At 67.8% G+C, this 21,711-nt stretch carries 18 protein-coding genes; 6 read left to right on the top strand and 12 right to left on the bottom strand.

The genetic code is table 11. The features are described 5' to 3' along the window. Nucleotides 1-557 precede the first annotated feature (557 nt). Nucleotides 558-2,123 carry a tRNA (N6-isopentenyl adenosine(37)-C2)-methylthiotransferase MiaB gene (gene miaB, locus B141_RS0117635; RefSeq protein WP_020576504.1) on the bottom strand — a complete coding sequence of 522 codons (1,566 nt, stop codon included), beginning with the start codon at nucleotides 2,121-2,123 and terminating at the stop codon, nucleotides 558-560. Between the two features lie 22 nt (nucleotides 2,124-2,145). Beyond that, entirely contained in the window at nucleotides 2,146-3,909 is a 1,764-nt protein-coding gene (locus B141_RS0117630) for a DUF2207 domain-containing protein (protein WP_020576503.1), read from the bottom strand. Between the two features lie 330 nt (nucleotides 3,910-4,239). Between B141_RS0117630 and B141_RS0117625 the strand changes: the two genes are divergently transcribed. The 5 genes from B141_RS0117625 (at nucleotide 4,240) to B141_RS0117605 (ending at nucleotide 8,651) form a co-directional block, all read left to right on the top strand. Continuing rightward, entirely contained in the window at nucleotides 4,240-5,223 is a 984-nt protein-coding gene (locus B141_RS0117625) for a neutral zinc metallopeptidase (RefSeq protein WP_020576501.1), read from the top strand. A 93-nt stretch (nucleotides 5,224-5,316) separates the two neighbouring features. Further along, nucleotides 5,317-6,099: an amino acid ABC transporter ATP-binding protein gene (locus B141_RS0117620; protein ID WP_020576500.1), complete on the top strand. Its 783-nt coding sequence runs from the start codon at nucleotides 5,317-5,319 to the stop codon at nucleotides 6,097-6,099. Nucleotides 6,100-6,169: 70 nt separating this feature from the next. Further along, entirely contained in the window at nucleotides 6,170-7,027 is an 858-nt protein-coding gene (locus B141_RS0117615) for a glutamate ABC transporter substrate-binding protein (RefSeq protein ID WP_020576499.1), read from the top strand. 140 nt (nucleotides 7,028-7,167) lie between these two features. Beyond that, nucleotides 7,168-7,815 carry an amino acid ABC transporter permease gene (locus B141_RS0117610; RefSeq protein ID WP_020576498.1) on the top strand — a complete coding sequence of 216 codons (648 nt, stop codon included), beginning with the start codon at nucleotides 7,168-7,170 and terminating at the stop codon, nucleotides 7,813-7,815. Next, a complete protein-coding gene (locus B141_RS0117605; RefSeq protein WP_020576497.1) occupies nucleotides 7,812-8,651 on the top strand; it encodes an amino acid ABC transporter permease in 840 nt (279 codons plus the stop codon). Before B141_RS0117610 ends, B141_RS0117605 begins: the two co-directional genes overlap by 4 nt. A 206-nt stretch (nucleotides 8,652-8,857) precedes the next feature. Here the strand turns inward: B141_RS0117605 and rny are convergent, their stop codons facing one another. The 6 genes from rny to B141_RS52845 all read right to left on the bottom strand — a co-directional run bounded on the left by rny (nucleotide 8,858) and on the right by B141_RS52845 (nucleotide 14,928). Beyond that, nucleotides 8,858-10,450 carry a ribonuclease Y gene (rny, locus tag B141_RS0117600; protein WP_020576496.1) on the bottom strand — a complete coding sequence of 531 codons (1,593 nt, stop codon included), beginning with the start codon at nucleotides 10,448-10,450 and terminating at the stop codon, nucleotides 8,858-8,860. Between the two features lie 326 nt (nucleotides 10,451-10,776). After that, the gene (locus B141_RS0117595) at nucleotides 10,777-11,298 is read right to left on the bottom strand and encodes a GNAT family N-acetyltransferase (protein ID WP_020576495.1); all 522 of its coding nucleotides are present in this window, start codon (nucleotides 11,296-11,298) and stop codon (nucleotides 10,777-10,779) included. 79 nt (nucleotides 11,299-11,377) lie between these two features. After that, the gene (locus B141_RS0117590) at nucleotides 11,378-12,574 is read right to left on the bottom strand and encodes a GNAT family N-acetyltransferase (protein ID WP_020576494.1); all 1,197 of its coding nucleotides are present in this window, start codon (nucleotides 12,572-12,574) and stop codon (nucleotides 11,378-11,380) included. 86 nt (nucleotides 12,575-12,660) lie between these two features. After that, entirely contained in the window at nucleotides 12,661-13,344 is a 684-nt protein-coding gene (locus B141_RS0117585; RefSeq protein WP_020576493.1) for a regulatory protein RecX, read from the bottom strand. A gap of 36 nt (nucleotides 13,345-13,380) precedes the next feature. After that, nucleotides 13,381-14,421 carry a recombinase RecA gene (gene recA / locus B141_RS0117580; RefSeq protein ID WP_026257315.1) on the bottom strand — a complete coding sequence of 347 codons (1,041 nt, stop codon included), beginning with the start codon at nucleotides 14,419-14,421 and terminating at the stop codon, nucleotides 13,381-13,383. A 312-nt stretch (nucleotides 14,422-14,733) separates the two neighbouring features. After that, the gene (locus tag B141_RS52845) at nucleotides 14,734-14,928 is read right to left on the bottom strand and encodes a DUF3046 domain-containing protein (protein ID WP_026257314.1); all 195 of its coding nucleotides are present in this window, start codon (nucleotides 14,926-14,928) and stop codon (nucleotides 14,734-14,736) included. A 231-nt stretch (nucleotides 14,929-15,159) separates the two neighbouring features. Here B141_RS52845 and thiI point away from each other — a divergent pair, with 231 nt between their 5' ends. Further along, nucleotides 15,160-16,332: a tRNA uracil 4-sulfurtransferase ThiI gene (gene thiI / locus B141_RS0117570; protein WP_040421625.1), complete on the top strand. Its 1,173-nt coding sequence runs from the start codon at nucleotides 15,160-15,162 to the stop codon at nucleotides 16,330-16,332. 480 nt (nucleotides 16,333-16,812) lie between these two features. Here the strand turns inward: thiI and B141_RS0117565 are convergent, their stop codons facing one another. From B141_RS0117565 to B141_RS41265, 4 genes are all read right to left on the bottom strand, one after another. Next, on the bottom strand, nucleotides 16,813-17,613 hold the full coding sequence (locus B141_RS0117565) for an ABC transporter permease (protein WP_020576489.1): 801 nt from the start codon (nucleotides 17,611-17,613) through the stop codon (nucleotides 16,813-16,815). A gap of 109 nt (nucleotides 17,614-17,722) precedes the next feature. After that, nucleotides 17,723-18,496: an ABC transporter permease gene (locus tag B141_RS0117560; protein WP_020576488.1), complete on the bottom strand. Its 774-nt coding sequence runs from the start codon at nucleotides 18,494-18,496 to the stop codon at nucleotides 17,723-17,725. A gap of 21 nt (nucleotides 18,497-18,517) precedes the next feature. Then, nucleotides 18,518-19,441 carry an ABC transporter ATP-binding protein gene (locus tag B141_RS0117555; protein ID WP_020576487.1) on the bottom strand — a complete coding sequence of 308 codons (924 nt, stop codon included), beginning with the start codon at nucleotides 19,439-19,441 and terminating at the stop codon, nucleotides 18,518-18,520. A gap of 248 nt (nucleotides 19,442-19,689) precedes the next feature. Next, nucleotides 19,690-21,705 carry a glycosyltransferase family 2 protein gene (locus tag B141_RS41265; protein ID WP_020576486.1) on the bottom strand — a complete coding sequence of 672 codons (2,016 nt, stop codon included), beginning with the start codon at nucleotides 21,703-21,705 and terminating at the stop codon, nucleotides 19,690-19,692. Nucleotides 21,706-21,711: the final 6 nt, after the last annotated feature.

Raw genomic sequence — 21,711 nt, 5'->3', positions numbered from 1 at the left:
ATATCCCCACCAGGCAAGGCAAATTTGCCTAGTGAGGTGGGGATATGGCGCGTGAGGTCCGCCAACGGGTGTACACAATGTGAGACAGAAGCCTGGCTTCTCACTATCTGATACAACAGGGCGTGCGCCATTCGAGACGGCCGGGATCTCACCCGGAGACCTATTCAAAACCCAGGTGATGAATTGAGCCTGCGTGGTGATTCGCCACGTGCGGGGCGCCGTCTCGAATGGCGTACACCCCAGCCGTTCGGATGTTGAGATCTCAGGGTTTAGGTCTGAGTTGTCATAGGTTTCTCGGTCTCTTAGCCGAGAAACCTATGACAACTCAGACCTAAAGGCCAGAGCACTTGTCTCGTATGGCGGTCAGGCTCGAGGGCGTTGCGGCGCGAACCTTCGAACCGTCCACATTTTGGATGGCTTACCGGACGACTCGGCAGACAAGAACCCGTACCGGTCTCACCCAAGGGGCCAGGGCAATTTGAGGATCGGGAAGGATTTTGGTCACATAGCGACGAAGATCCTTCCCGATAATGGCTCCGCGCGTCGTCGAGCTCTGCTCAGCGGCGAACGGTCGGCATGCCGAGGAGCACACCCTTGGAGGTTTCTTCCACGCGTCCCTGACGGGCCTCCCAGAGATCGCCAGCACGGGTCGGGCGTACGCCCAGAACGGGTCCATCGGCGACCAGGTGGTGGGGTGCGGCGTACGTCACCGCGACCCGCACGAGATCACCCGGTCGGATCCCATGCTCAGCCGCATCCGGCTTGCCGTGCTCACCGGGATTGGCGGCCTCACCGGGATTGCCGTGCTCACCGGGATTGCCGTGATCCCTAGTCGGGTTGCTGTATCTGCTCGGGTTGCTGTATCTAGTGGGATTAAAGTGGACCAGCCGGTTGTCGGATGCGCGACCACTCATCCGGGCGGTGGCGGCGTCCTTGCGCCCCTCCCCCTCGGCGACCAGGACCTCAAGCTCCCGGCCGATGAGCGTGCGGTTCTCAGCCCAGGCGATCTCCTCGACCAGGGCGACCAGGCGTTCGTAGCGGGCCTGCACGACTTCTTTGGGAACCTGCTCGTCCATCTCGGCGGCCGGCGTGCCGGGCCGCTTGGAGTACTGGAACGTGAACGCGGCCGAGAATCTCGCCTCGCGGACGACGTGCAGGGTCTCCTCGAAGTCCTCCTCGGTCTCCCCCGGGAAGCCCACGATGATGTCGGTCGTGATCGCGGCATCCGGCATCGCCTCGCGTACCTTCCGCACGATGTCGAGGTAACGCGCCTGGCGGTAGGAACGCCGCATCGCCTTCAGCACCCGGTCGGAGCCGGACTGCAGCGGCATGTGCAGCTGGTGCATGACGTTTGGCGTCTCGGCCATCGCGGCGATCACGTCGTCGGTGAAGTCGCGCGGGTGGGGCGAGGTGAAGCGGACGCGCTCGAGTCCCTCGACGGTGCCGCAGGCCCGCAGCAGCTTCCCGAACGCGAACCGGTCACCGAACTCCACGCCGTAAGCGTTGACGTTCTGGCCGAGCAGCGTCACCTCGAGGACACCCTCGGAGACCAGCGCCTCCACCTCGGCAAGGATCTCGCCCGGCCGCCGGTCCTTCTCCTTGCCCCGCAGCGCGGGGACGATGCAGAAGGTGCAGGTGTTGTTGCAGCCGACGCTGATCGCCACCCATGCGGCGTACGGCGACTCCCGCCGCGACGGCAGTGTCGACGGGAACGTTTCGAGGTAGTCCTTGATCTCGACCTGGGCCTCGCCCAGCACCCGCGAGCGCTCGAGCAGGGCCGGCAGCGACCCGATGTTGTGGGTGCCGAAGACCACGTCGACCCACGGCGCCCGCCGCACGATCTCGCCCTTGTCCTTCTGGGCCAGGCAACCGCCGACAGCGATCTGCATACCGGGACGTTTGGCCTTGGTGGGCGCGAGATGACCGAGGTTGCCGTACAGCTTGTTGTCGGCGTTCTCCCGGACCGCACAGGTGTTGAAGACCACGACGTCGGCGGTCTCGCCCGGCTCGGCCCGGACATATCCCGCGTTCTCGAGCAGACCGGACAACCGCTCGGAGTCGTGGACGTTCATCTGGCAGCCGAAGGTCCGGACCTCGTAGCTGCGCGCTGGGCTGTACGACATGACGCCCCAAGGTTAGACGAGGTCAGCGAGCGAACAGCGCGCCGGTGAGGCTGGTCGTGAGGTTCTTCAGCGAGTCCGGCAGGTGCTGCAGGTGCCAGTTGGCCGGACCGCTGTACCAGCTGAACCCCTCGTCCGGTTCGTCGTCGACGTCGGTCGCGACCAGCGCGTCGATCCAGCGTTCGGAGCCACCCAGAACCACCGCGTACGGCAGTGCCCGCGCGCACAGGTCGACGTGCTGGACGGCTGGCAGCTCGTCCGGGTCGAGTTCCAGTAGTTCGCCACGCAGGGAGGCGACCTGCCCGATCACGCGACCCGCCGCGGGTGCCTTCGCCGGCATGTGTTGCCCGAGCACGGTGAGACCGGCACCGATCGCCGTGACCGCGAGACCGAGGAGTCCCCACGTGGTGAAGAACGCCAGACCAACCGTGAGCAGGACGCCGGCGACCAGGACGCCGATCCCGGCGGCGGTCCACGTCGAGCGGGAGCGGTCGGGACGCTCGGCGAACCAGCCGTTGGCCACCACCTCGTCGTACAACGCGTCCTGGATCGCGCCGAGCTGGGTGCGTACCCGGCCACCGAGTTCGGAGACCTTCACCTCCGCCGCTCCGTCGACGAAGATCCCGTCGAGCAGTCGCTGCTCGTACCGCTTCAGCTCATCCGGCGTGGTCGCGGCGCGGGTCAGTGTCCAGTCGGACCGGGCGAACTCGTTCGGCTTGGGAAGCTCGGTGATCCGCAGGTGACCGCGGACCGCCAGGTCGAGGATCGTCGAGGTCACGTCCACCGGGTCGACCCGCTCGTCGATCAGCGTGCCGACCTCACCCGGGCGCAGGTCCTGAGGCGGGCTGAAGGTGGTGGTGCCGCCCGGCTCCCGGCGGAAGAACGAGGCCGGAACGACCCGCCCGGTCTCGATCGGGTCCCGGCCACGCCGCCGGTGCAGGAGGTAGAGGCCGGCGGCGCCCAGCGCGAGCACCACCGCGGTCACCCCGAGCTGCGTGGGTTCGGTCAGGAACGCGCGGCGGAAGGACTTGCGGTAGGCGACGACGGTGCTCGGCGCGACCTGGCCGGGCGGGAATCCCGCGACGATGGTCACCGAACCCCCGTCAGACAGCCCCCGCTGCTCGAAGATCGGCGCCGACTCCGTCATCTGCGCCAGGGTGCAGGGCATCGACCCGTCGAGCGGTCCGGCGGTGCAGCGGATGTAGTCAATCTGCGGGCTGCTCAAGGTGATCCTCGCCTCGGCGAGCTCGTCGAGCCCGTGCAGGGGCGTCCAGCGGAGTTCGGTGCCCACCGACGTGGCCGCGACCGCCCCGCGCACGTCGTACGTCACCTTCACCGTCGCCGGCGTCCTGCGCGCGGGGACGGAGACGGAGAGCGTCGTGACGTCGCCGTCGGCCAGGGCGCTCACCGCGGCGGGCGTGCCTCCAGTGGCTGACGGGTCGCCCGCCACCACGGCCTTGACGTTGCTGATCTCGACGACGTGGTCGACGTCGTCCGGCAGATGCCACCGGGTCACGACCTGACGGTCAACGGTGTCTCCCCCGCCGCCCGCACGCCAGGTCTCCGACACCCGCAGCGTGCCGTCCCGGTTGACGCGGACGTCGCTGGTGTACGACGTGAGCTTCGCGGCGGTCGAGGCGATCTTGGCACTCGCTAAGGTAGGCGCTCCAACGACACAGAACGTGGCAATCAGGACGAGCGCCGCAAGGCGGGCGCCCGTGGAGCGCCCTCGGCCGCGGACCGTCGCTGGAACGCCGGAACGCGTCGAAGGGTCATCATGGCTGGTCATCAATGGGGTTCTCCTGCCGGACAATCTTCGCAGGGCGCACCATATCCACGTCCCGCTCGACCGCCAATCCGGCCACCTGCTGGCGGTGGCTCCTTGCAGGGCCCGCCGACCCGCCCGCCGCAGCCGTCCGGTTGGGGCTGGGGACCCCAGTTTGGTGGACCAGGCACCCAACCGGCGCCGGCCCGGGTGGGTGGCCCCCAGACCAGACCGCCCTTCGCCCCGGGCGTCGGGCCGGGCGGGTCCGGTCCCGGAGGACCAGGACCCGGAGGACCATTCGGCCCGCCGCCCCCTGGTCCGCCCTCACGGCGACCCGACCGTACCGGCCTCAAGGTGACTCTGGTCCTGCTCGGCGCGGCCGTGGTCGTGGGCCTCAGCGCCCTCGCGGTGCGGATCTTCAACCAACCCGACACCGACCTGACCACGACCGGGTTCCCGACGTCCACGCCGACGACGAGTTGGTCCGCGTCCACGCCCACCTGGAGTCCGTCGCCCTCAGCGACGCCCACCTGGTCGTCCGCCGCCCCCACGAACTCCCCCACCGCGACGCCGTCCACCACCGTGACGCCGCCTCGCCGTACCCCCGCCGGTCCCTCAGACTCCGACGTCATCGGTAAGAACCGCATCTACTCCGTCGGTGCCCAGGCGTCCGTGTCGTGCCGGGAGTCGAACGCCCGGCCGTCGGACAAGAACGGCACCCGGATCTACTACCAGCGGCTCAAGGAGTGCCTCGACCGGGCCTGGCCCGGCCAGGTGAGGAAGGCTGGCGGGGAGTTCCGGCCGCCGACGGTGCTGATGATCTCCGGGTCCGTCGAGACCCCTTGTGGGCAGTACGTCCGGGCCTTCTACTGCGGCAAGACCGAGACGATCTACATGCGCTGGGAGGACGACGTACGGCAGTACACCAAGTTCCCCGAGCGGTTCCAGAAGGTCTACGCCCGGATGTTCACGAGCTTTCAGTTCTCCCATGAGTACGGCCACCACGTCCAGCAGCTCACCGGCATCCTCGGGTCGTACTGGAACCTTCGGTACGCCGCCAGCGAGTCGAAGGCGCTGGAGTACAGCCGGCGCGCGGAGTTGCAGGCGTCCTGCTTCGCCAGCGTCTTCATGGGCGCCAACCAGCCGTCGTACCCCATCACCGGGGAGGCCCGTAGCCAGTGGATGTGGCTGGTCGACCATTACGGTGACGAGTATGGCGAGGGCGTCCGCGATCACGGGAGCCGGAAGAACCACGGGTACTGGGCGCGGCGCGGCTTCCGCTCCGAGAGCCCCAGCACCTGCAACACGTTCACCGCACCGTCGAGCCGGGTGTCGTGACGCGACGACGTCGTCACCGTCCGCGGGCGTCTGTTCGAAGTGTTATCAGGGTGAACTCGCAAATGTCACAGCCGCAATGTAATTTGCCCTGTCATGACAGCCACGAGTGAGCAGACACCTTCTCCGGGGGAGGCGACCGGTCAGCCCCTGGTCGTCCTGGAACGGGTCAACAAGCACTTCGGCGACCTGCATGTGCTCCAGGACATCGACCTGTCCATCGCCTCCGGGGAAGTCGTGGTCATTCTCGGGCCGTCCGGCTCCGGCAAATCGACACTTTGCCGGACAATCAACCGGCTGGAGGGCATCGACTCCGGACGGATCCTGCTCGACGGCCAGGCACTCCCCGCCGAGGGGCGGGCGCTGGCTCGGCTACGTTCGGACGTCGGCATGGTCTTCCAGTCGTTCAACCTCTTCGCCCACAAGACCGTCCTCGAGAACGTCACGCTGGGCCCGATCAAGGTGCGCAAGCAGGCCGCCAAGGTCGCCCAGGACAGCGCGATGGCTCTGCTCGAGCGGGTCGGCGTCGCCAACCAGGCCGGCAAGTATCCCGCCCAGCTGTCAGGTGGGCAGCAACAACGCGTCGCCATCGCCCGCGCTCTCGCGATGCAACCCAAGGTGATGTTGTTCGACGAGCCGACATCCGCGCTCGATCCTGAGATGATCAACGAAGTGCTCGATGTCATGAGCACCCTTGCCAAGGACGGTATGACCATGGTTGTCGTCACCCACGAGATGGGCTTCGCCCGCCGTGCGGCCGACCGCGTGGTCTTCATGGACGGTGGACGCATCATCGAGCAGGCTCCGCCAGAGAAGTTCTTCACCGATGCGCAGACCGACCGCGCCAAAGACTTCCTGTCAAAGATCTTGACGCACTGAGCACGTGGAAATCCGTCACCGCGCGCCCGTGCGGAGACATGCACACCCCAGAAGAGAGGGACGACCAACAATGCGCGTACGGCGACTGTCAGGTATCGCTGCCGCGGCGGTACTTGCGCTGGGCTTGGCCGCCTGTGGTGGAGGCAGTGGCACCGAGGTTGACTCCGAGGCGTCGTTCCCGGCCGGCACCACCATGGCCAAGCTGAACGACGCCGGCAAGATCACGATCGGCACCAAGTTCGACCAACCGCTGTTCGGCCTGCGTGGCCCCTCCGGCAAGCCGGAAGGCTTCGACGTCGAGATCGGCAAGATCATCGCCGCCAAGCTCGGCATCCCGGAGGACAAGATCGAGTGGAAGGAAACCGTCTCGGCCAACCGCGAGCCCTTCATCCAGAAGGGCGAGGTCGACCTGGTTATCGCCACCTACACGATCAACGACGAGCGTAAGCAGAAGATCGACTTCGCCGGGCCCTACTACGAGGCCGGCCAGACGATCATGGTGTTGGACAAGAACACCGACATCAAGGGTCCGGACGACCTTGCGGGCAAGAAGGTCTGCTCCGTCGAAGGCTCCACGCCGGCGGAGAACATCCGCACCAACTACCCCAAGGCTGAGCTCGTCCCGACCGACGCCTACAGCAACTGCCTGGAGCCGCTGCGTTCCGGCCAGGTCGACGCGATGACGACGGACAACGTCATCCTGTCCGGCTTCGTCGACCAGAACGAAGGCGAGTTCAAGCTGGTCGGTAAGCCGTTCACCAAGGAACCGTACGGCATCGGCCTGAAGAAGGGTGACGACAAGTTCCGTAAGTTCGTCAACGACACCCTCAAGGCATCCGAGGACGACGGTTCTTGGAAGAAGGCATGGGAAGAGACCGCCGGAAAGGTCCTGCCCACGCCGACGCCGCCCGCGATCGACAACTACTGATCTGCCGCTGAGGTGGGCCACCGCGGTGGTTCCGGCCCCCACTCAGGTGGGGGCCTCCCCGCGGTGGCCCACCTTCCGCGTGCCGGGGCCACGGCAGATCGAGGCCGGCGAATCCGGCGCTTTCGACTCTGAGGTGATGGATGGACGTCGTTGTCGAGAACCTTCCGCTGTTCCTGGAAGGGTTTTGGACCACGCTGCGGCTCGCCGTGTTTTCGGGAGCGCTGGCGCTGGTGCTGGGCACCCTGCTGGGCGCGTGCCGGGTGTCCCCGATCCCGCCGCTGCGCGGGCTGGGCACCGTCTACGTCGAACTCGCCCGCAACACGCCATTGACGGTGGTCTTCTTCTTCGTGGTCTTCGTCACGCCACAGCTCGGGCTCAGGCTGCCGTTCTTTCCCTCAGCCGTGATCGCGTTGACGATCTACACCGCGGCGTTCGTCTGTGAGGCCGTCCGCTCTGGCATCAACAGCGTCGGAGTCGGCCAGGCCGAGGCGGCCCGGTCCATCGGGCTGTCGTTCAACCAGTCGCTGCGCAACGTGATCCTGCCGCAGGCCGTCCGCACCGTCGTACCCCCCTTGATCAACATCTTCATCGCGCTCACCAAGAACACCTCGGTCGCGGGTGGTTTCTTCGTGGCCGAGCTGTTCAACGTCGGCCGCCGGCTCACCAACGGCCACGCAACCGCGGTGACCCCGATCCTGATCGGTGTGGCGGTCTTCTACCTCCTCATCACCGTGCCCTCCGGCCTGCTCGCTGGCCGGCTCGAGCGGAAGGTGGCGATCGCCCGATGAGTTCGGTCCTCTACGACGAGCCCGGGCCGCGTACCCGCCGGCGCATCCTCATCGGCACCATCATCGGCGGTGCGCTGGTCGCGGTGATCGTGGGCGCCATCCTTTACCGGCTCTCCTCGCAGGGCATGTTCGAGGCTCGCCGCTGGGACGTGTTCGCCGATCCGCAGGTCTGGCAGTTCCTCGGCAACGGCCTGTTGGCGACGCTGCAGGCGGCCGCCGTCGCTGCGGTGTTCGCCGTCATCCTCGGACTGCTCTTCGCGGTCTGGCGGATGTCGGAGTCGCCCGCTCTGCGCATGACGGCGACGTTCATCATCGAACTCTTCCGCGGCCTGCCGGTCCTCCTGCTCATGTTCTTCACGTTGATCGTCTTCGGCCTGGAGAGCTACTGGGCGGTGGTCGCCGGCCTCGCCATCTACAACGCCGCCATCATCGGCGAGATCCTGCGGGCCGGCATCCTGTCCTTGCCACGCGGGCAGACCGAGGCGGCGTATGCCATCGGGCTCACCCACACGCAGACGCTGCTGATGATCCTGCTCCCGCAGGCGATCCGCCGGATGATGCCGTCGCTGGTGAGCCAGCTTGTCGTCCTTCTCAAGGACAGCTCGCTCGGGTACATCGTGGGATACCTCGAGCTACTCCGGTCGGTCCAGAACCTCCGCGACTTCTTCGGTAACCGGTATCTCTTCTCGGTCTTCTTCGTCGCCGCCGGCATCTACATCACTGTCAACTTCGCCTTGTCACGGTTGGCGGTCTATTTCGAACGCCGGGGCAGCAAGAAGACACCGGCGGGCGTGGCTGCCGGGTTGGACGAGGACGGCGCAGCACCCGCCGCATAAGAGGTCGCGCGGCTCATGGGTTGTGGGTCGGGGCACCCTTGTCCAATAGAGCCGTACCAGGGTGCCCCCGACCCAAACGTTGCGCCTCACTGTGCGGCCTCGCTGGCGCCTCACTGTGCGGCCTCGCTGGCGCCTCACTGTGCGGCCTCGCTGGCGCTTCACTGTGCGGCCTCGCTGGCGCTTCACTCCGCGGCCTCGCTGGCGCTTCACTCCGCGGTCTCGGTGGCGCGGGACTCACGGACGACGGTGATGCGGATCTTGCCGGGATAGGTGAGTTCCTCCTCCACCTGCTTGGCGATGCCCCGCGCCAGCACCTGCACCTGGATGTCGTCAACCAGATCCGGCAGCACCATGACCCGGACCTCACGACCGGCCTGCATGGCAAAGACTTTCTCCACCCCGGGATGGGAGCGCGCGATCTCCTCCATGCGTTCGAGCCGTTTGATGTAGACCTCCAGCGACTCCCGCCGCGCGCCGGGCCGCCCGCCCGAGATCGCATCCGCGGCCTGGGTGAGTACCGCCTCGACGGTCTGGGGTTCGACCTCGTTGTGATGCGCCTCGATCGCGTGCACGACATCGTCGGCTTCGCCGTACTTCCGCGCTACCTCGGCACCCACCCGCGCATGACTCCCCTCCGCCTGGTGGGTGAGCGCCTTTCCGATGTCGTGCAGGAACGCGCACCGCTTGGCGAGGGTGGTGTCAAGGCCGATCTCCGCGGCGAGCATGGCGGCAATGTGGGCCGACTCGACCAGATGCTTCAGGACGTTCTGGCCATAGGAGGTACGAAAACGCAGCGTGCCGAGCAGGCGTACCAACTCCGGATGCAGGTCGGTCAGCCCGGTCTCCACCAGTGCGTCCTCACCGGCGCGGATGCACAGATCCGCGACCTCACCCCGGCTGCGTTCGTACGCCTCCTCGATCCGGTGCGGATGGATGCGCCCGTCAAGGACGAGTTGCTCCAACGTGATCCGGGCGATCTCGCGCCGGACGGGGTCAAAGCACGAGAGCAGGACCGCTTCCGGTGTGTCGTCGATGATGAGGTTGACGCCGGTGACCTGCTCGAAGGTACGGATGTTGCGGCCCTCGCGGCCGATGATGCGACCCTTCATGTCGTCGCTGGGCAGATGCAGAACGGACACCACCGATTCGGCGGTCTGCTCGGTCGCGAGCCGCTGGATGGCGCCGACGATGATTTTGCGGGCCCGCTTCTCGCCTTCCTCGTGTGCCTCGCGCTCGAGGTCGCGAACCAGAATCGCGGCCTGCCGCTTGGCGTCGTTCTCGACCAGCTTGACCAGCTCCGACTTCGCCTGCTCGGCGGTGAGTCGGGCGGTCCGCTCGAGCACCTCTCGGCGGTCGGCTTCGAGGTCGGCCAACTTCGCCTTCTCCGCCGCGAGCTTCGCCTCGGACTCACTGAGGTGCCGGCCCCGCTTGTCGAGATCCCGGCCACGTTTGTCGAGATTGCGGGCGTCGAGGTCGAGTCGGGACTCGCGTTCGGTGAGCCGGCGTTCGCGGCGTTCGAGATCGAGCCGTTGCGCGCGGACTTCGGTGCGTTGGGTTTCGGCCGCACGCTCGGCCTCGGCTCGAGCCGCCTGCGCCCGGGTCTCGAGGTCGGCCGCGGACTCCTCCGCCCGCCGGCGTACCTCCGCCGCCTCCCGGTGAGCGTCCTCGAGCATCGAGTCGGCCGTGTGCGGGTGCGAAGAACCGTCACCGGTGTGCCGGATCTGGCGTACCAGCGCGATCAGCAGCCCCAATACGCCGAGCCCGACGACAAGAAGTACGACCTGGATGACTGTCCACATCAGGCGCTCCCTTCGCCAGACTGCCTTGTGGGGCGTTGGCCCCGAAGGGATCGCTCATGACCCGAGCACACCACACCGCGCCGTCGTGCTTCACCTTCCGGCGTACGACGTCAGGCCTGCTGCGCGGATACCTCGTCCTCGTTAGTCTCCGCTCGGTCTTGCTGGAGTTCGGTCTGCTCGTTCGGGTTTCAGAAACTCGTTGTCCATGGGGTTGTGCGCATCGTGGATGGTTCGGGTCATGCCATCCGAAAATCCGCTTGACACGGAAGCGATCCCCTGCTGTCTGGGAGGCTAAGGTGCGGTTACCAGCCGGTCAAGAAAAGTGTTCAAGGCCGGTCGGGCTGGCCGTCCGCCAAGGGCAGGTGGAATCGCGTGTACGTCTCGAAATCCAGCACGCTCTGAAATCCCAGCCGCGTCAGGACGGCAACGCTCCTGCGGTTGCCATGCGCCACACCAGCGAACACGTCAGTAGCGCCGAGGGACGCTCGGGCGAACCCGAGTACCGCACCCACCGCTGCCGTCGCATAACCGTGGCCGGTCGCGGTTTTGTCCAGCCAGTAGCTGAGACCGTAGTGCGGCGGAGCGACCGGGATCAGGTCGACACGGCCGATGAGTTCGTCAGCTCGCCAGATGCCGTAACGCAGGGTGGCGGCGGCGGAGCGCTCGAGGAAGTCATGGTCCCAGGCGCGGCGATAGTCCACCTCGGTCTCGGCGCCGCCGGGCCAACCAAGATGCGCCCGATTGCGCCCCGCGAGTGGGGCGTACGACCCGGCGTCCTCCCGCGCCAGCGGGCGGACCACGAGCCCGGCAATGGGCGTGGAAAGCTGCGGAGCGCCTGCCGCGTTCATTGCCGAGCCGCGGCCGAGTCGGGGCCGCCTCGCTGGATGTCCCCGACCTTCTGAGCGGGTTCATTCGCCGTCGGACCGCTCAGAAGAAGTCCCGCGCCCAGGGCGTGCGTCCACCGAACGTCCGATCCAGCGCGGCGAGATCGGACTCCTCCGCCCCGCCGATCAGTCCAGCGTGAGCCAGCCGTCGCGGATCCGCCCACCCGGTGTAGAGCGAGGTGAGTCGCCCGATGTCGATCAGGACATCGCCGCGGCCACCGGGTTCCAGCTGGCCCTCACCGTCCTTGACGCGCAGCACGTGCGGCCCGGCGTTCCACGGTGCGGTCGGGTCGATGAGGTCCAGGTGGATCTCGACATCGACCTCAGGCGCGAAGCCACGCGCCCTGATGGCGCCGGGTGCGTCGACCAGGCGGGCCATCCAGCACCATCCCGCACCTGCCGGGCGCAGATCGCGCTCCCCGAGCAGCAGGGGAAGCGCGCTGCTCACGGACGTCACCAGTCTGGCGGTCCGAGCAACCGGGTAATGGGCGGCGACGACGCGGAGAAGAGCGAGTTCGGAGTCGAGGTCGGCCGCGAAGAGATTGCGGACGGACAGCGTGTAGAGCTCGCGTTCGTCGTGGCCGTCGCCATGTCCGAGCGTCAGCGCGCCGGTGAGTACGCCGTCCACCTCAGCGACGTAGCCTTCCTGGGCTCCTGGATGACCCAGCAATCGACGCGCAGCGAACTCGGGGCCGTACGAGACGTTGCCGGGCACCTCACGCGACACCTCGTCGTTGAGCGCACGCAGCGCCGGAAGGTCAGCCTCGACGCTCTCCCGAACCGTCACCTGTCGCGTCGGCTTGGGAAGATCGGTGAGCGCTCGCAGGTCGATGTCGTGCTCGGGGTAGGCGCCCGCGACCTCCCAACCATGCCGCCGGTAGAGCGTGTGGTTCATGGGATAGAGGGTGGACAGCACTTCGCCGCGCTCCCGCATCGCGGTCAGAGCGTCGTCGAGAAGCGATGACGCGACCCGCCGCCCGCGGTAGGCGGGGGCAACCGCCACGCCGCTGATCCCGCCCATCGGGACCCGCCGACCTCCGAACCACTGTCCCAACTCCCAGATCACGAGCTTGCCGACAATGGTCCCGCCATCGGTGGCGACCAGGCGGCGCTCCAGAGGGACCGCGGTCCGGTCGAGTTCATCGTCATACGGCGCGGGCCGAGCGGCGAATGCCTGCTGACTGAGCTGGTGCATCGCTTCTCGGTCGTCGTCGCGTGCGGTCCTCACCTCGATTGTCATAGTTCCGCACGCTAGCCGTGCTCCCGCGAGGGACGCGAACGGATTGCCGAACGCCGCCCGGTGGGGTGCTGGGCGCGTCGAACCTGTTACTCCACGTCGCCGTCAGGCATGCCGTCCATCGCGTCGACGGCGCTGGCGAACTCCTCCACCGCGGCCCGCTCATGTTCGCCTGCCTCGTCGGCGAGCGCCTCGCGTACGACCCGGAGCGCGAGTGTCGGCGGGTAGCCCTTGCGGGCCAGCATGCTCGCCAACCGGCGTACCCGAATCCGCGCGTCCAGCCCACGCGTCGAGGGAAGCCGCCGGGCGACGAGCGACCGTGCGGTGGCCAGCTCGGTCTCCGGTGAGAGCTGGTCGACCGCGTCGCCGACCTCCTCATCGCCGACGCCCCGCCGGCGAAGCTCATGCGCGAGTGCCCGGCGGGCCAGGCCACGCCCGACGTGCCGAGAGTCCACCCACGCGCGGGCGAATGCCGCATCGTCAATGAGGCCCACGTCAGAGAACCGGGCGAGGACCCGCTCGATCACGTCCTCGGGCACGCCTCGACGGCGGAGCGCTTGTGCCAGCTCGGCCCGCGACCGGGGCTGGGCCGTGAGCTGGCGGAGAACGATCGTGCGCGCGAGTTGCTCGGGATCGGCCTCCGACCCCTCGGGCTCACCACCCGCACCGGCCTGTCGACGGGTACGCCGGCTGGCGCGGGGCTCGGCGGCCCCTGCGCCTTCGGCTTCGTCGTCCGGCCTCGACCAGCGACCGCGCTGGGCTCGACGGCTCACCTCGACTCCTCATGCTGGTCGAACTCGGCAGCCGTCTTAGAAGTCCTCCTCGCCAGCAGGAACGTCAGCGGGGTTGTCGACCTGCGGGCCGATACCGAGCTTCTCCTTGATCTTCTTCTCCAGCTCTTCGGCAAGGTCTGGGTTGTCCTTGAGGAACTTGCGGGCGTTCTCCTTGCCCTGACCGAGCTGATCGCCCTCGTAGGTGTACCAAGCGCCTGCCTTGCGGACCAGGCCGTTGTCGACCCCGAGGTCGATGAGGCTGCCCTCACGGCTCACACCTTCACCGAACAGGATGTCGAACTCCGCCTGACGGAACGGCGGCGCCATCTTGTTTTTCACGACCTTGACCCGGACCCGGCTTCCGACCGCTTCCTGGCTGTCCTTGAGCGTCTCGATCCGCCGGACGTCGAGCCGCACCGACGCGTAGAACTTCAGCGCCTTGCCACCCGTCGTCGTCTCAGGCGACCCGAACATGACGCCGACCTTCTCGCGGAGCTGGTTGATGAAGATCGCGGTGGTCTTGGAAGAGCTGATCACACCGGTGAGCTTGCGAAGCGCCTGGCTCATCAGCCGGGCCTGGAGACCCACATGGCTGTCGCCCATCTCCCCTTCGATCTCCGCCCTCGGCACGAGGGCCGCAACGGAGTCGATCACCACGATGTCGAGCGCGCCCGAGCGGATCAGCATGTCGGCGATCTCCAACGCCTGCTCGCCGTTGTCGGGCTGAGACACGAGGAGCGCGTCGGTGTCGACGCCGAGCTTCTTGGCGTATTCAGGGTCGAGCGCGTGCTCGGCGTCGATGAAGCCCGCGGTGCCGCCGGCCTTCTGCGCGTTGGCGACCGCGTGGAGAGCGACCGTCGTCTTACCCGAACTCTCCGGCCCGTAGATCTCCACCACGCGCCCGCGGGGTAGACCCCCGATGCCGAGCGCCACGTCGAGGGCGATCGCCCCGGTGGGGATCACCTCGACCGGAGCGCGGCCTTCCTGGCCAAGGCGCATCACCGCGCCCTTGCCGAACTGCCGCTCGATCTGGGCGAGCGCCGTGTCGAGCGCCTTGTCGCGGTCCTGAGCTGCCATGCTCGCCATCCCGGTCACGTCTGGGGCCCGTCGAGAGCCTCTGGTCTTCTTCACAGTCTTCTCTGTCGTCACACCCGCGACGTTAGAGGTGACCACCGACATCCGCCGATCGGGGCCGGTGAACCTGTGGATGTCTCGGCCGTCGCATGTGTTGTGGATGAAAAGCCGCCAACCTCGTCGGCGACCTCTCGCTTACAGCCTACGACTGTAGGACGAACACGTGTTCGAAGGCCACCGACACGCCCGAACAGATCGCCACAAATCCCGCCGAGAACGCCCACGTGTCCAAAGACTCGCCGACCGGCGAGCCGCTCAGCGTTCGGACGGGGGCAACTCGAGCGCGCGCCACACCGCCCGCCAGACCACCTTGGCGTCCCACCCGGCGTCCAGCGCCTCCACGACAGTGCGCCCCCCGAGCTCGGCGAGAACCTGATCCCGCGCCCAGGTGCGGGCGTACGCCGCGCCGAGGTGGTGCTCCATCCGCCACCAGAACTCCGTCAACCGCACCCGCCCAGTATCCGACATGCCAGCAATGCCCCTTCCCCGAGCCACCACCAGCAGGACCCGGAACGGCGCAAACCGCGCGACAGGGCCCGCGCGACTCTGGCGTACGCCACGCCGGTCGTCGACCCTGGTGTGGCGTACGAGAGACGCCAGGCGGACGATAGACAGATCACCCACCCCGGAGCTGGTGAGCGCTGCCTCCGAGTGCTCCCGCTCCTTGTCCCGGAGGACGTCATGCAGTCGTGTGTCCTGCTCAAGTACGGCGAGCTGGCGCTCAAAGGACGCAACCGCTGGAAGTTCGAGGAAGTCCTCCTCCGCAACCTCGGCAGGACTCTCGCCGACCTCGACGGCATCCACATCCGCCGCCGCAACGGCGTCCTCGTCGTCAAGGGCGCTCCCCTGCCCGCCCTGCTCGAACGCACGCAGACAGTTCTCGGGCTGGCGCTCGTCCACCCGGCGGTCATGGTCAAGCCCGAGATCGGCGCGATCGAGCAGGCGGCCGTCGAGTTGCTCCGGCCGTACGAGAACACCTCGTTCGCCGTGCGTCCGCGCCGCCGGTGGAAGGGTTTCGAACTCCGGTCCCAGGAGATCGCCGTCCGCATCGGCGACCGGGTGCGTACCGAACTCGACCGTAAGGTCGATCTCCGCAATCCCGACTTCGAGCTCGGCATCGAGGTCGATCGGCACGAGGTGCTCCTCTACACCGAGAAGCTGCCCGGCCAGGGCGGCCTCCCCGCAGGGGTCAACGGACGCGCGCTGACCCTCCTCTCGGGCGGCTTCGACTCCCCCGTCGCCGGCTACCGCTCGATGCGCCGTGGGCTCGCCACCGACTACGTGCACTTTTCTGGCATGCCGTTCACCGGGCCGGAGTCGATCTACAAGGCGTACGCGCTGGCATCCAGGCTCGACCGCTACCGCGGCGGCGGCTCGCGGTTGTGGGTGGTGTCGTTCGGGAACGCGCAACGCTCGCTGGCCACCGCCGGCGCCGGGAAGCTGCAGGTACTCGCCCAGCGGCGACTCATGGTGCGGGTGGCCTCGCGCCTCGGTCAGCAGATCGGCGCCCAGGCGATCGTCACCGGCGACTCCCTCGGCCAGGTCTCCAGCCAGACACTGCCCAACCTGGTCGCGGTCGAGGCCGCTGCCGAACTCCCCCTGCTGCGACCCCTGCTCGGTTGGGACAAGACCGAGATCGTCGCGGAGGCCGAACGCATCGGAACGGCGGAGATCTCCCGGCTGCCCGACGAGGACTGCTGCACGCTCTTCGCCTCGCCGCTCGCCGAGACCCGGGCCGAGGTGAGCGCCCTGGAGAAGATCGAGCGCCGGCTCGACCTCGATCCCATCGTGGACGACCTGATCGCGGCGGCGACGCTGCACGAGTTCGCGATCGAGCAGGACCACGCCGCCTGAACGGTGTGGAGGCGGGCGGACAGGGGCGCTGCCGGCGGATATCGCAGACTCGCGTGAGGTCACGACCGTCTCACATCGTGATCAACCAGCTTGGTCTCACACGGTGATGCGCGGGTTGGTGGAAGACAGTGGAGCTTTTCCGAGGGTGGAGTACCTGAAATGCTCCACTGCTTCTGCGTCGGCATCCCCCCGGCGGCTGGGTGTCTCGGCGATTTGACGGTCGTGAACTTCGTGGCAGCCCCGCAATAGGAAGGCTGATCATCTCGGATTGTGAAGACTTTGGGGTGTTATGGGCCCCCAAAGTCTTCACAATCCTTCCCGGAAAGGCCCAGGTGTCGCGAGTTTTGATAAGGCCTCGATGGGAGTCCGGTACGACGCGGGGCATATCCCCACGACGCAAGGGAAATCTGCCGCGCGAGGTGGGGAGTTGCCGCGTGACGGCAGCCCCCGTCTCACGTTCGCGTACGCCAGCCCCACCTGTCACTTCAGCAGGACGCGACCGATCCGACGGGACGACACCCAGAGGCTGACGCCCGCCATCGCGGCGAGGTAAGCGACGCTCACCAGCAACTGCCACGACGGCGTACCGAGCGTGAGGGCACGTAGGAGCGCCACACCGTGGTAGAGCGGCGTCAACTCCACCAGCAGGCGGACGACTGGCGGATAGGTCGACAACGGGAAGAAGGTCGCCGAGAGCAGGAACATCGGCAGGATCGCCAGGCTGATGAACTCGAAATCCTGCCAGCTGCGCATGAACGTCGTACCCGCCATACCGGCGGCGGCGAACGCGAATCCCACCAACACAGCCGCCGGCAGCGCCAACACCGCCCACCAGGAAAAGACCAGCCCCAGCGCCAGCATGGTCAGCAGGAATGCCGCCGAATAGAGTCCGCCCCGGATCAGAGCCCAACAAATCTCGCCCGTCGCGATATCCACCGGCCGCAGCGGCGTCGCGAGGACCGCGTCATAAAGCTTGGCGTACTTGAGTTTGAAGAACAGGTTGTACGTCGTGTCGGCGATCGCGCCGTTCATCGCACTGGCGGCGAGCATGGCGGGCGCGATGAATGCCGGATAGCTCACGGCGTGGCCGCCGACCTGGAAGTTCCCCACGAGCGGGGCGATACCGACACCGATCGAAAGCAGATAGAAGAGCGGCTCGAAGAAACCGGAGACGAGCACCAGCCAGTCGTGCCGGTAGACCATCAGGTTGCGTTCGACCAGCAGCCAGCCGCGGCCACGCACCGGCGGGATCGGGACGACCCGGGCGATAAGCGCTGCCATGGAAGGGACCTCCGGTCGAAACGAGAGTGCGAGCGTTGTCCAGGAAGGTGGGGCGGGCAACGACGGCGGACGACAACGATGACCGTCGACCTGGCCGCGCCGGCGGCATTCACGTCACCAGACGCCGGCGAAAGGCCCGGGCCGCCCACCAGGTGCCCGCCGCGATCCACAGGCAGAGGTAGCCGACGTTCACCGCGATCCAACCCGGAGACAGCGTCCCCTCGGTGAACATCCGCGCCAGATGAACGCCGTGCCACAGCGGCGTGGCGTACGCGATCGGTTGTACGACGACGGGCAGTTGACTCACCGGAAAGAACGCGCCCGAAAACAGGAACATCGGCAGGATCGCAAACCGGAAATACATGGAGAACACCGTGTCGCGTTCGGAGCGCACGGCCAGAGCGAATGTCGGCGTCGCGACCGAGAGACCAGTGAGCAGGCCGGCCACGATCGCCAGCACGCCCCACGGCGATGAGACCGCACCAAAAACCGTGATCACGACGAGATAAACCATGGACGTCATGAGCACCCGAAAGGCGACGAAAAGGAGATGCCCGATCAGCACATCACTTACGCGAAGCGGTGTCGCCAGCATCGCGTAATAGGTCTTGATCCATTTCCAGCTCCCCATCACCGGATAAGAGGACTCGAACGCCGCTGTCTGCATGGCGGTCGCCGCGAGGAGCCCGGGCGCGATGAACTGCAGGTACGTCTGACCACCGAGTGCGGCCCGCCCGGCGCCGGCGTTGATGAAACTGCCCAGGCCGAAGCCCATGGCGGCCAGATACAGGAAGGGCACCAGGAAGCTCGACACGATCGTGCCCCGCCAGGTCCGTTTGTACGACAGGAGCCAGTACTCCAGCGCGCGGAGTGCGGTGTCCATGCGGCCGCTCCGGAGAACACGTCAGTCGACGAGGGTGCGGCCCGTCAACCGGAGGAAGACGTCTTCGAGGCTGCTCCGCCTGACGAGGATGCCCGGTGGTGACAGACCCCGTTGATGCACGGCGTTCGCCGCCGCGTCACCGTCCTGGGTGTAGAGAAGGACCCGGTCGGGCAGCACCTCGACCCGGTCGGCGAGGTCGGCCACCTCGGCCGCGAGCGCCTGTTGACGGCCCGCCACGAACCTCAACTCCACCACCTCCCGGGTGGCGTGGGCGCGGATCAGGTCGAGCGGCGAACCCTCGGCCACGATGGTGCCGCCGTCCATGACCACCAGCCGGTCGCAAAGCTGCTCCGCCTCGTCCATGTAGTGGGTGGTGAGGACGAGGGTCACCCCCTCCTGCCTGAGCTGGATCAGGCGGTCCCAGACCAGGTGCCGGGCCTGCGGATCGAGCCCGGTGGTGGGCTCGTCGAGCAGCATGATCTCGGGCTCGTTGACCAGCGCCCGGGCGATCGTGAGGCGGCGCTTCATGCCGCCGGAGAGGTCGGCCACCTGGGCGTCGGCCTTGTCGGTGAGCTGGACGAAGGCGAGGAGCTCCGCCGCGCGGTCGGCGAGAGTACGCCTGGGCAGCCCGAAGTACCTGCCGTAGATGAGGAGGTTCTCGCGGACTGTGAGCTCCTCGTCGAGCCAGTTCTCCTGCGGGCAGACGCCGAGCCGGGCCCGGATCCTGGGTCCGTCGACGGCTGGGTCCATGCCAAGGACGCGCAGCGTGCCGCTCGAGACGGGCGACACGCAGCCGATCATCCGCATCGTCGAACTCTTGCCGGCGCCGTTGGGACCGAGAAAACCGAAGACCTCTCCCCGGAAGACGTCGACGTCGATGCCAGCGACCGCGACGAACGAGTCGAACCGCTTGGTCAGGCCGCGGGCCTCGATCAGCGCTCCCACCGCCACCTCCCGGAGGTATCACGCTCCCGGACAGCTGCCAGCGGGTCTGGGCCGACCCTGCCGGGCCGTCTCGTACGACTGTAATCCGGGCCACCGACGGATCCGTCCGACACCGCGACGCGGGTTGGCGCGGAGTAGTTGTACGAGTCCCCGCGGGGCTTCCCTGTGGGCCGGCCAGACCCGGTGATCATGTTCGTGATCATGAAGCCAGAAAGGGCTATACGTCCCGAAAACCCTCATGATCATGATCACTGAAGGGTCTGGCGGGGCATCCAGGAGCCGCGCAGCCTCGCGATGCCGCGGCGTGGCGTCTGGGCGTATGGCGTACCACGAACCCGCGCGATCCGCCCCGACCGGACAGTCGCCGTCGCGATCGGCACCGCCGGCCGCTGGTCGGACGGATCGATGTGGAGCGTCAGCGGATAGTGCCCGTTGGGGAGCCCGATGCCATCGCCGAACGACAACAGGACTCCATCGACGCCCGGCTCGATCCGCGCGGGCACGCGGGATGCCGCCGGCCCACGGCCGAGCATGACCTCGACATCCCTGACCGCGGCGTCCGGGCCGGCGACCACGGGCAGTAGCAGGCGGACCCGTCCGTCGCGGCCACGTGCCGATCCCACCCCACGGGTGGCGAGTTCGCGGCCGAGGGTCCTGAACCGCTCCTCGACGTCCAGGCTCAGGTGGCCGCCGGGGCGCGACCAGTACGGCTGTACGAAGACGGCCCGACCGCCCACGATGGCCGGTGACGCCTGGGTGGTCGGCGTCCGGTCCCCGCCAAGGCGCGGTCGGCGGGTGAAGCCGAGCGCGGTCATGCTCACCGAGACGTCGTACACGCCACGGCCGACCGGCGCACCGCAGGCCAGCGTGCGCGGGTCGAACGCGAGCGTCCCCGCCAGCACAACCCGAAGACGCCGCTCACGCGCCGCATCGATGGGCGCCGCATCGACCGGCGTCCCATCGACGGGCTCGACGGAAGCCAGCAGCCGCGCCGGCACGGGCCACCACACGTCCGCGTCCCGGTCGCGCACCATCGCCTCGGCCGCCGTACCAGCCAGTGGGTCGCCCACCTCCCAGACGTCACCCTCGTCCACCGGCCCGCCGGGAAGCTCTGCCACCAGCGCCGGATCCAGATGGAACCGTCCGTCGCGTTCCACCACCACGACCGGGGAACCGTCGGTATGCACGATCTCCAGGCGGACGTCAGCGCAGAGCCGGCCGTCCTCCCACCGCAGGCCAGCCAGCCGGGCCTGGGACTTGATGCCGCGACACCGGCGCGCGAACTCCACCAGCGCGTCCAACCGCCCCCGCTCGAGCAGCGCCGCCCGGAGCCTGTGGGTCGGGGACAGCCCCGGATGAAGACGGGCCGGGATGTGGTCGGCCGCGAGCGCGCGTACGGCGTGGAAGAACTCCTCGCGGCGCGGCTCGGGCAACGACAGCAAACCCGGCTCGCTCAGCCGGTCGAGGATCTCCGTCCGTAGGACCCACCCCAGCAGCCGGTCGCGCAGGTCACCTGGTTCGGTACCAGCGACGAGCGTGTCGAGCAGGTCGCGCAGGCCGGTGACGTACGCGAGCGGCCGCTCGGCCCACGCGTCGGAGCCGGCCGGCTCGCCGTCCCCGGGCGCCCGGACGTAGCAGGGGTAGTCGCTCAGCACCGTCACCGTCTTGGCCGTGAGGTAGGCCTGGGCCATGACGAGCTGATCCGCCAGCGGATGCCCCTCGACGAACCGGATCTCCGCGTCCATCAGGAACGAACGCCGGAACAGGTGGCCTGCGTCCAGAGCGTCGAACAGCGGAGCGTCCTCGACGTCGCAGCGCTCGAGGGTACGCCGGAAGAGTCCGTCGTACCCGGGCAACGGCCCGGACGCCTTGCCCAGCACGACATCGGAGCCGTTCCGCACCGCCAGCGCGTGCATGCGCGCGAGCGCCTCCCGACCGAGTTCGGTGCCGGGATCGACGAACAGCACGTACTCGCCACCCGCCAGCGCCAACCCGGCATTGCGCAGCGCTCCCGCGTCCGAGGCGTCGCTCACCTGGTGGATGCGTACCCGGGAACCGTCCCCGGACAACCGGGGAAGGTGGGCCGGCGGGGCATTCATGCCAGCCGGCGCGACGACCAGGAACTCGTAGTCTTGCGGAGGCATGCTCTGGCGGAGCAGGGATTCGACACACCGCTGAAGGCGTTCGACTGCTGACCGGCCAGCGCTCCCAACCAGCGGGACGACGACGCTGACCTTCATCGACTCCCCCTGGTCGTGAACCACACCGCG

It is taken from the genome of Actinopolymorpha alba DSM 45243 (assembly GCF_000373925.1).
GTDB classification, from domain to species: Bacteria; Actinomycetota; Actinomycetes; order Propionibacteriales; family Actinopolymorphaceae; genus Actinopolymorpha; species Actinopolymorpha alba.
This window is presented reverse-complemented; position numbering and strand designations above follow the sequence as displayed.

Coding starts and splice junctions, on each gene's coding strand:
- miaB (WP_020576504.1), bottom strand. CDS start 2,123: ATGTCGTACAGCCCAGCGCGCAGCTACGAGGTCCGGACCTTCGGCTGC.
- B141_RS0117630 (WP_020576503.1), bottom strand. CDS start 3,909: ATGACCAGCCATGATGACCCTTCGACGCGTTCCGGCGTTCCAGCGACG.
- B141_RS0117620 (WP_020576500.1), top strand. CDS start 5,317: ATGACAGCCACGAGTGAGCAGACACCTTCTCCGGGGGAGGCGACCGGT.
- B141_RS0117615 (WP_020576499.1), top strand. CDS start 6,170: ATGCGCGTACGGCGACTGTCAGGTATCGCTGCCGCGGCGGTACTTGCG.
- B141_RS0117610 (WP_020576498.1), top strand. CDS start 7,168: ATGGACGTCGTTGTCGAGAACCTTCCGCTGTTCCTGGAAGGGTTTTGG.
- B141_RS0117605 (WP_020576497.1), top strand. CDS start 7,812: ATGAGTTCGGTCCTCTACGACGAGCCCGGGCCGCGTACCCGCCGGCGC.
- rny (WP_020576496.1), bottom strand. CDS start 10,450: ATGTGGACAGTCATCCAGGTCGTACTTCTTGTCGTCGGGCTCGGCGTA.
- B141_RS0117595 (WP_020576495.1), bottom strand. CDS start 11,298: ATGAACGCGGCAGGCGCTCCGCAGCTTTCCACGCCCATTGCCGGGCTC.
- B141_RS0117590 (WP_020576494.1), bottom strand. CDS start 12,574: ATGACAATCGAGGTGAGGACCGCACGCGACGACGACCGAGAAGCGATG.
- recA (WP_026257315.1), bottom strand. CDS start 14,421: ATGGCAGCTCAGGACCGCGACAAGGCGCTCGACACGGCGCTCGCCCAG.
- thiI (WP_040421625.1), top strand. CDS start 15,160: ATGCAGTCGTGTGTCCTGCTCAAGTACGGCGAGCTGGCGCTCAAAGGA.
- B141_RS0117565 (WP_020576489.1), bottom strand. CDS start 17,613: ATGGCAGCGCTTATCGCCCGGGTCGTCCCGATCCCGCCGGTGCGTGGC.
- B141_RS0117560 (WP_020576488.1), bottom strand. CDS start 18,496: ATGGACACCGCACTCCGCGCGCTGGAGTACTGGCTCCTGTCGTACAAA.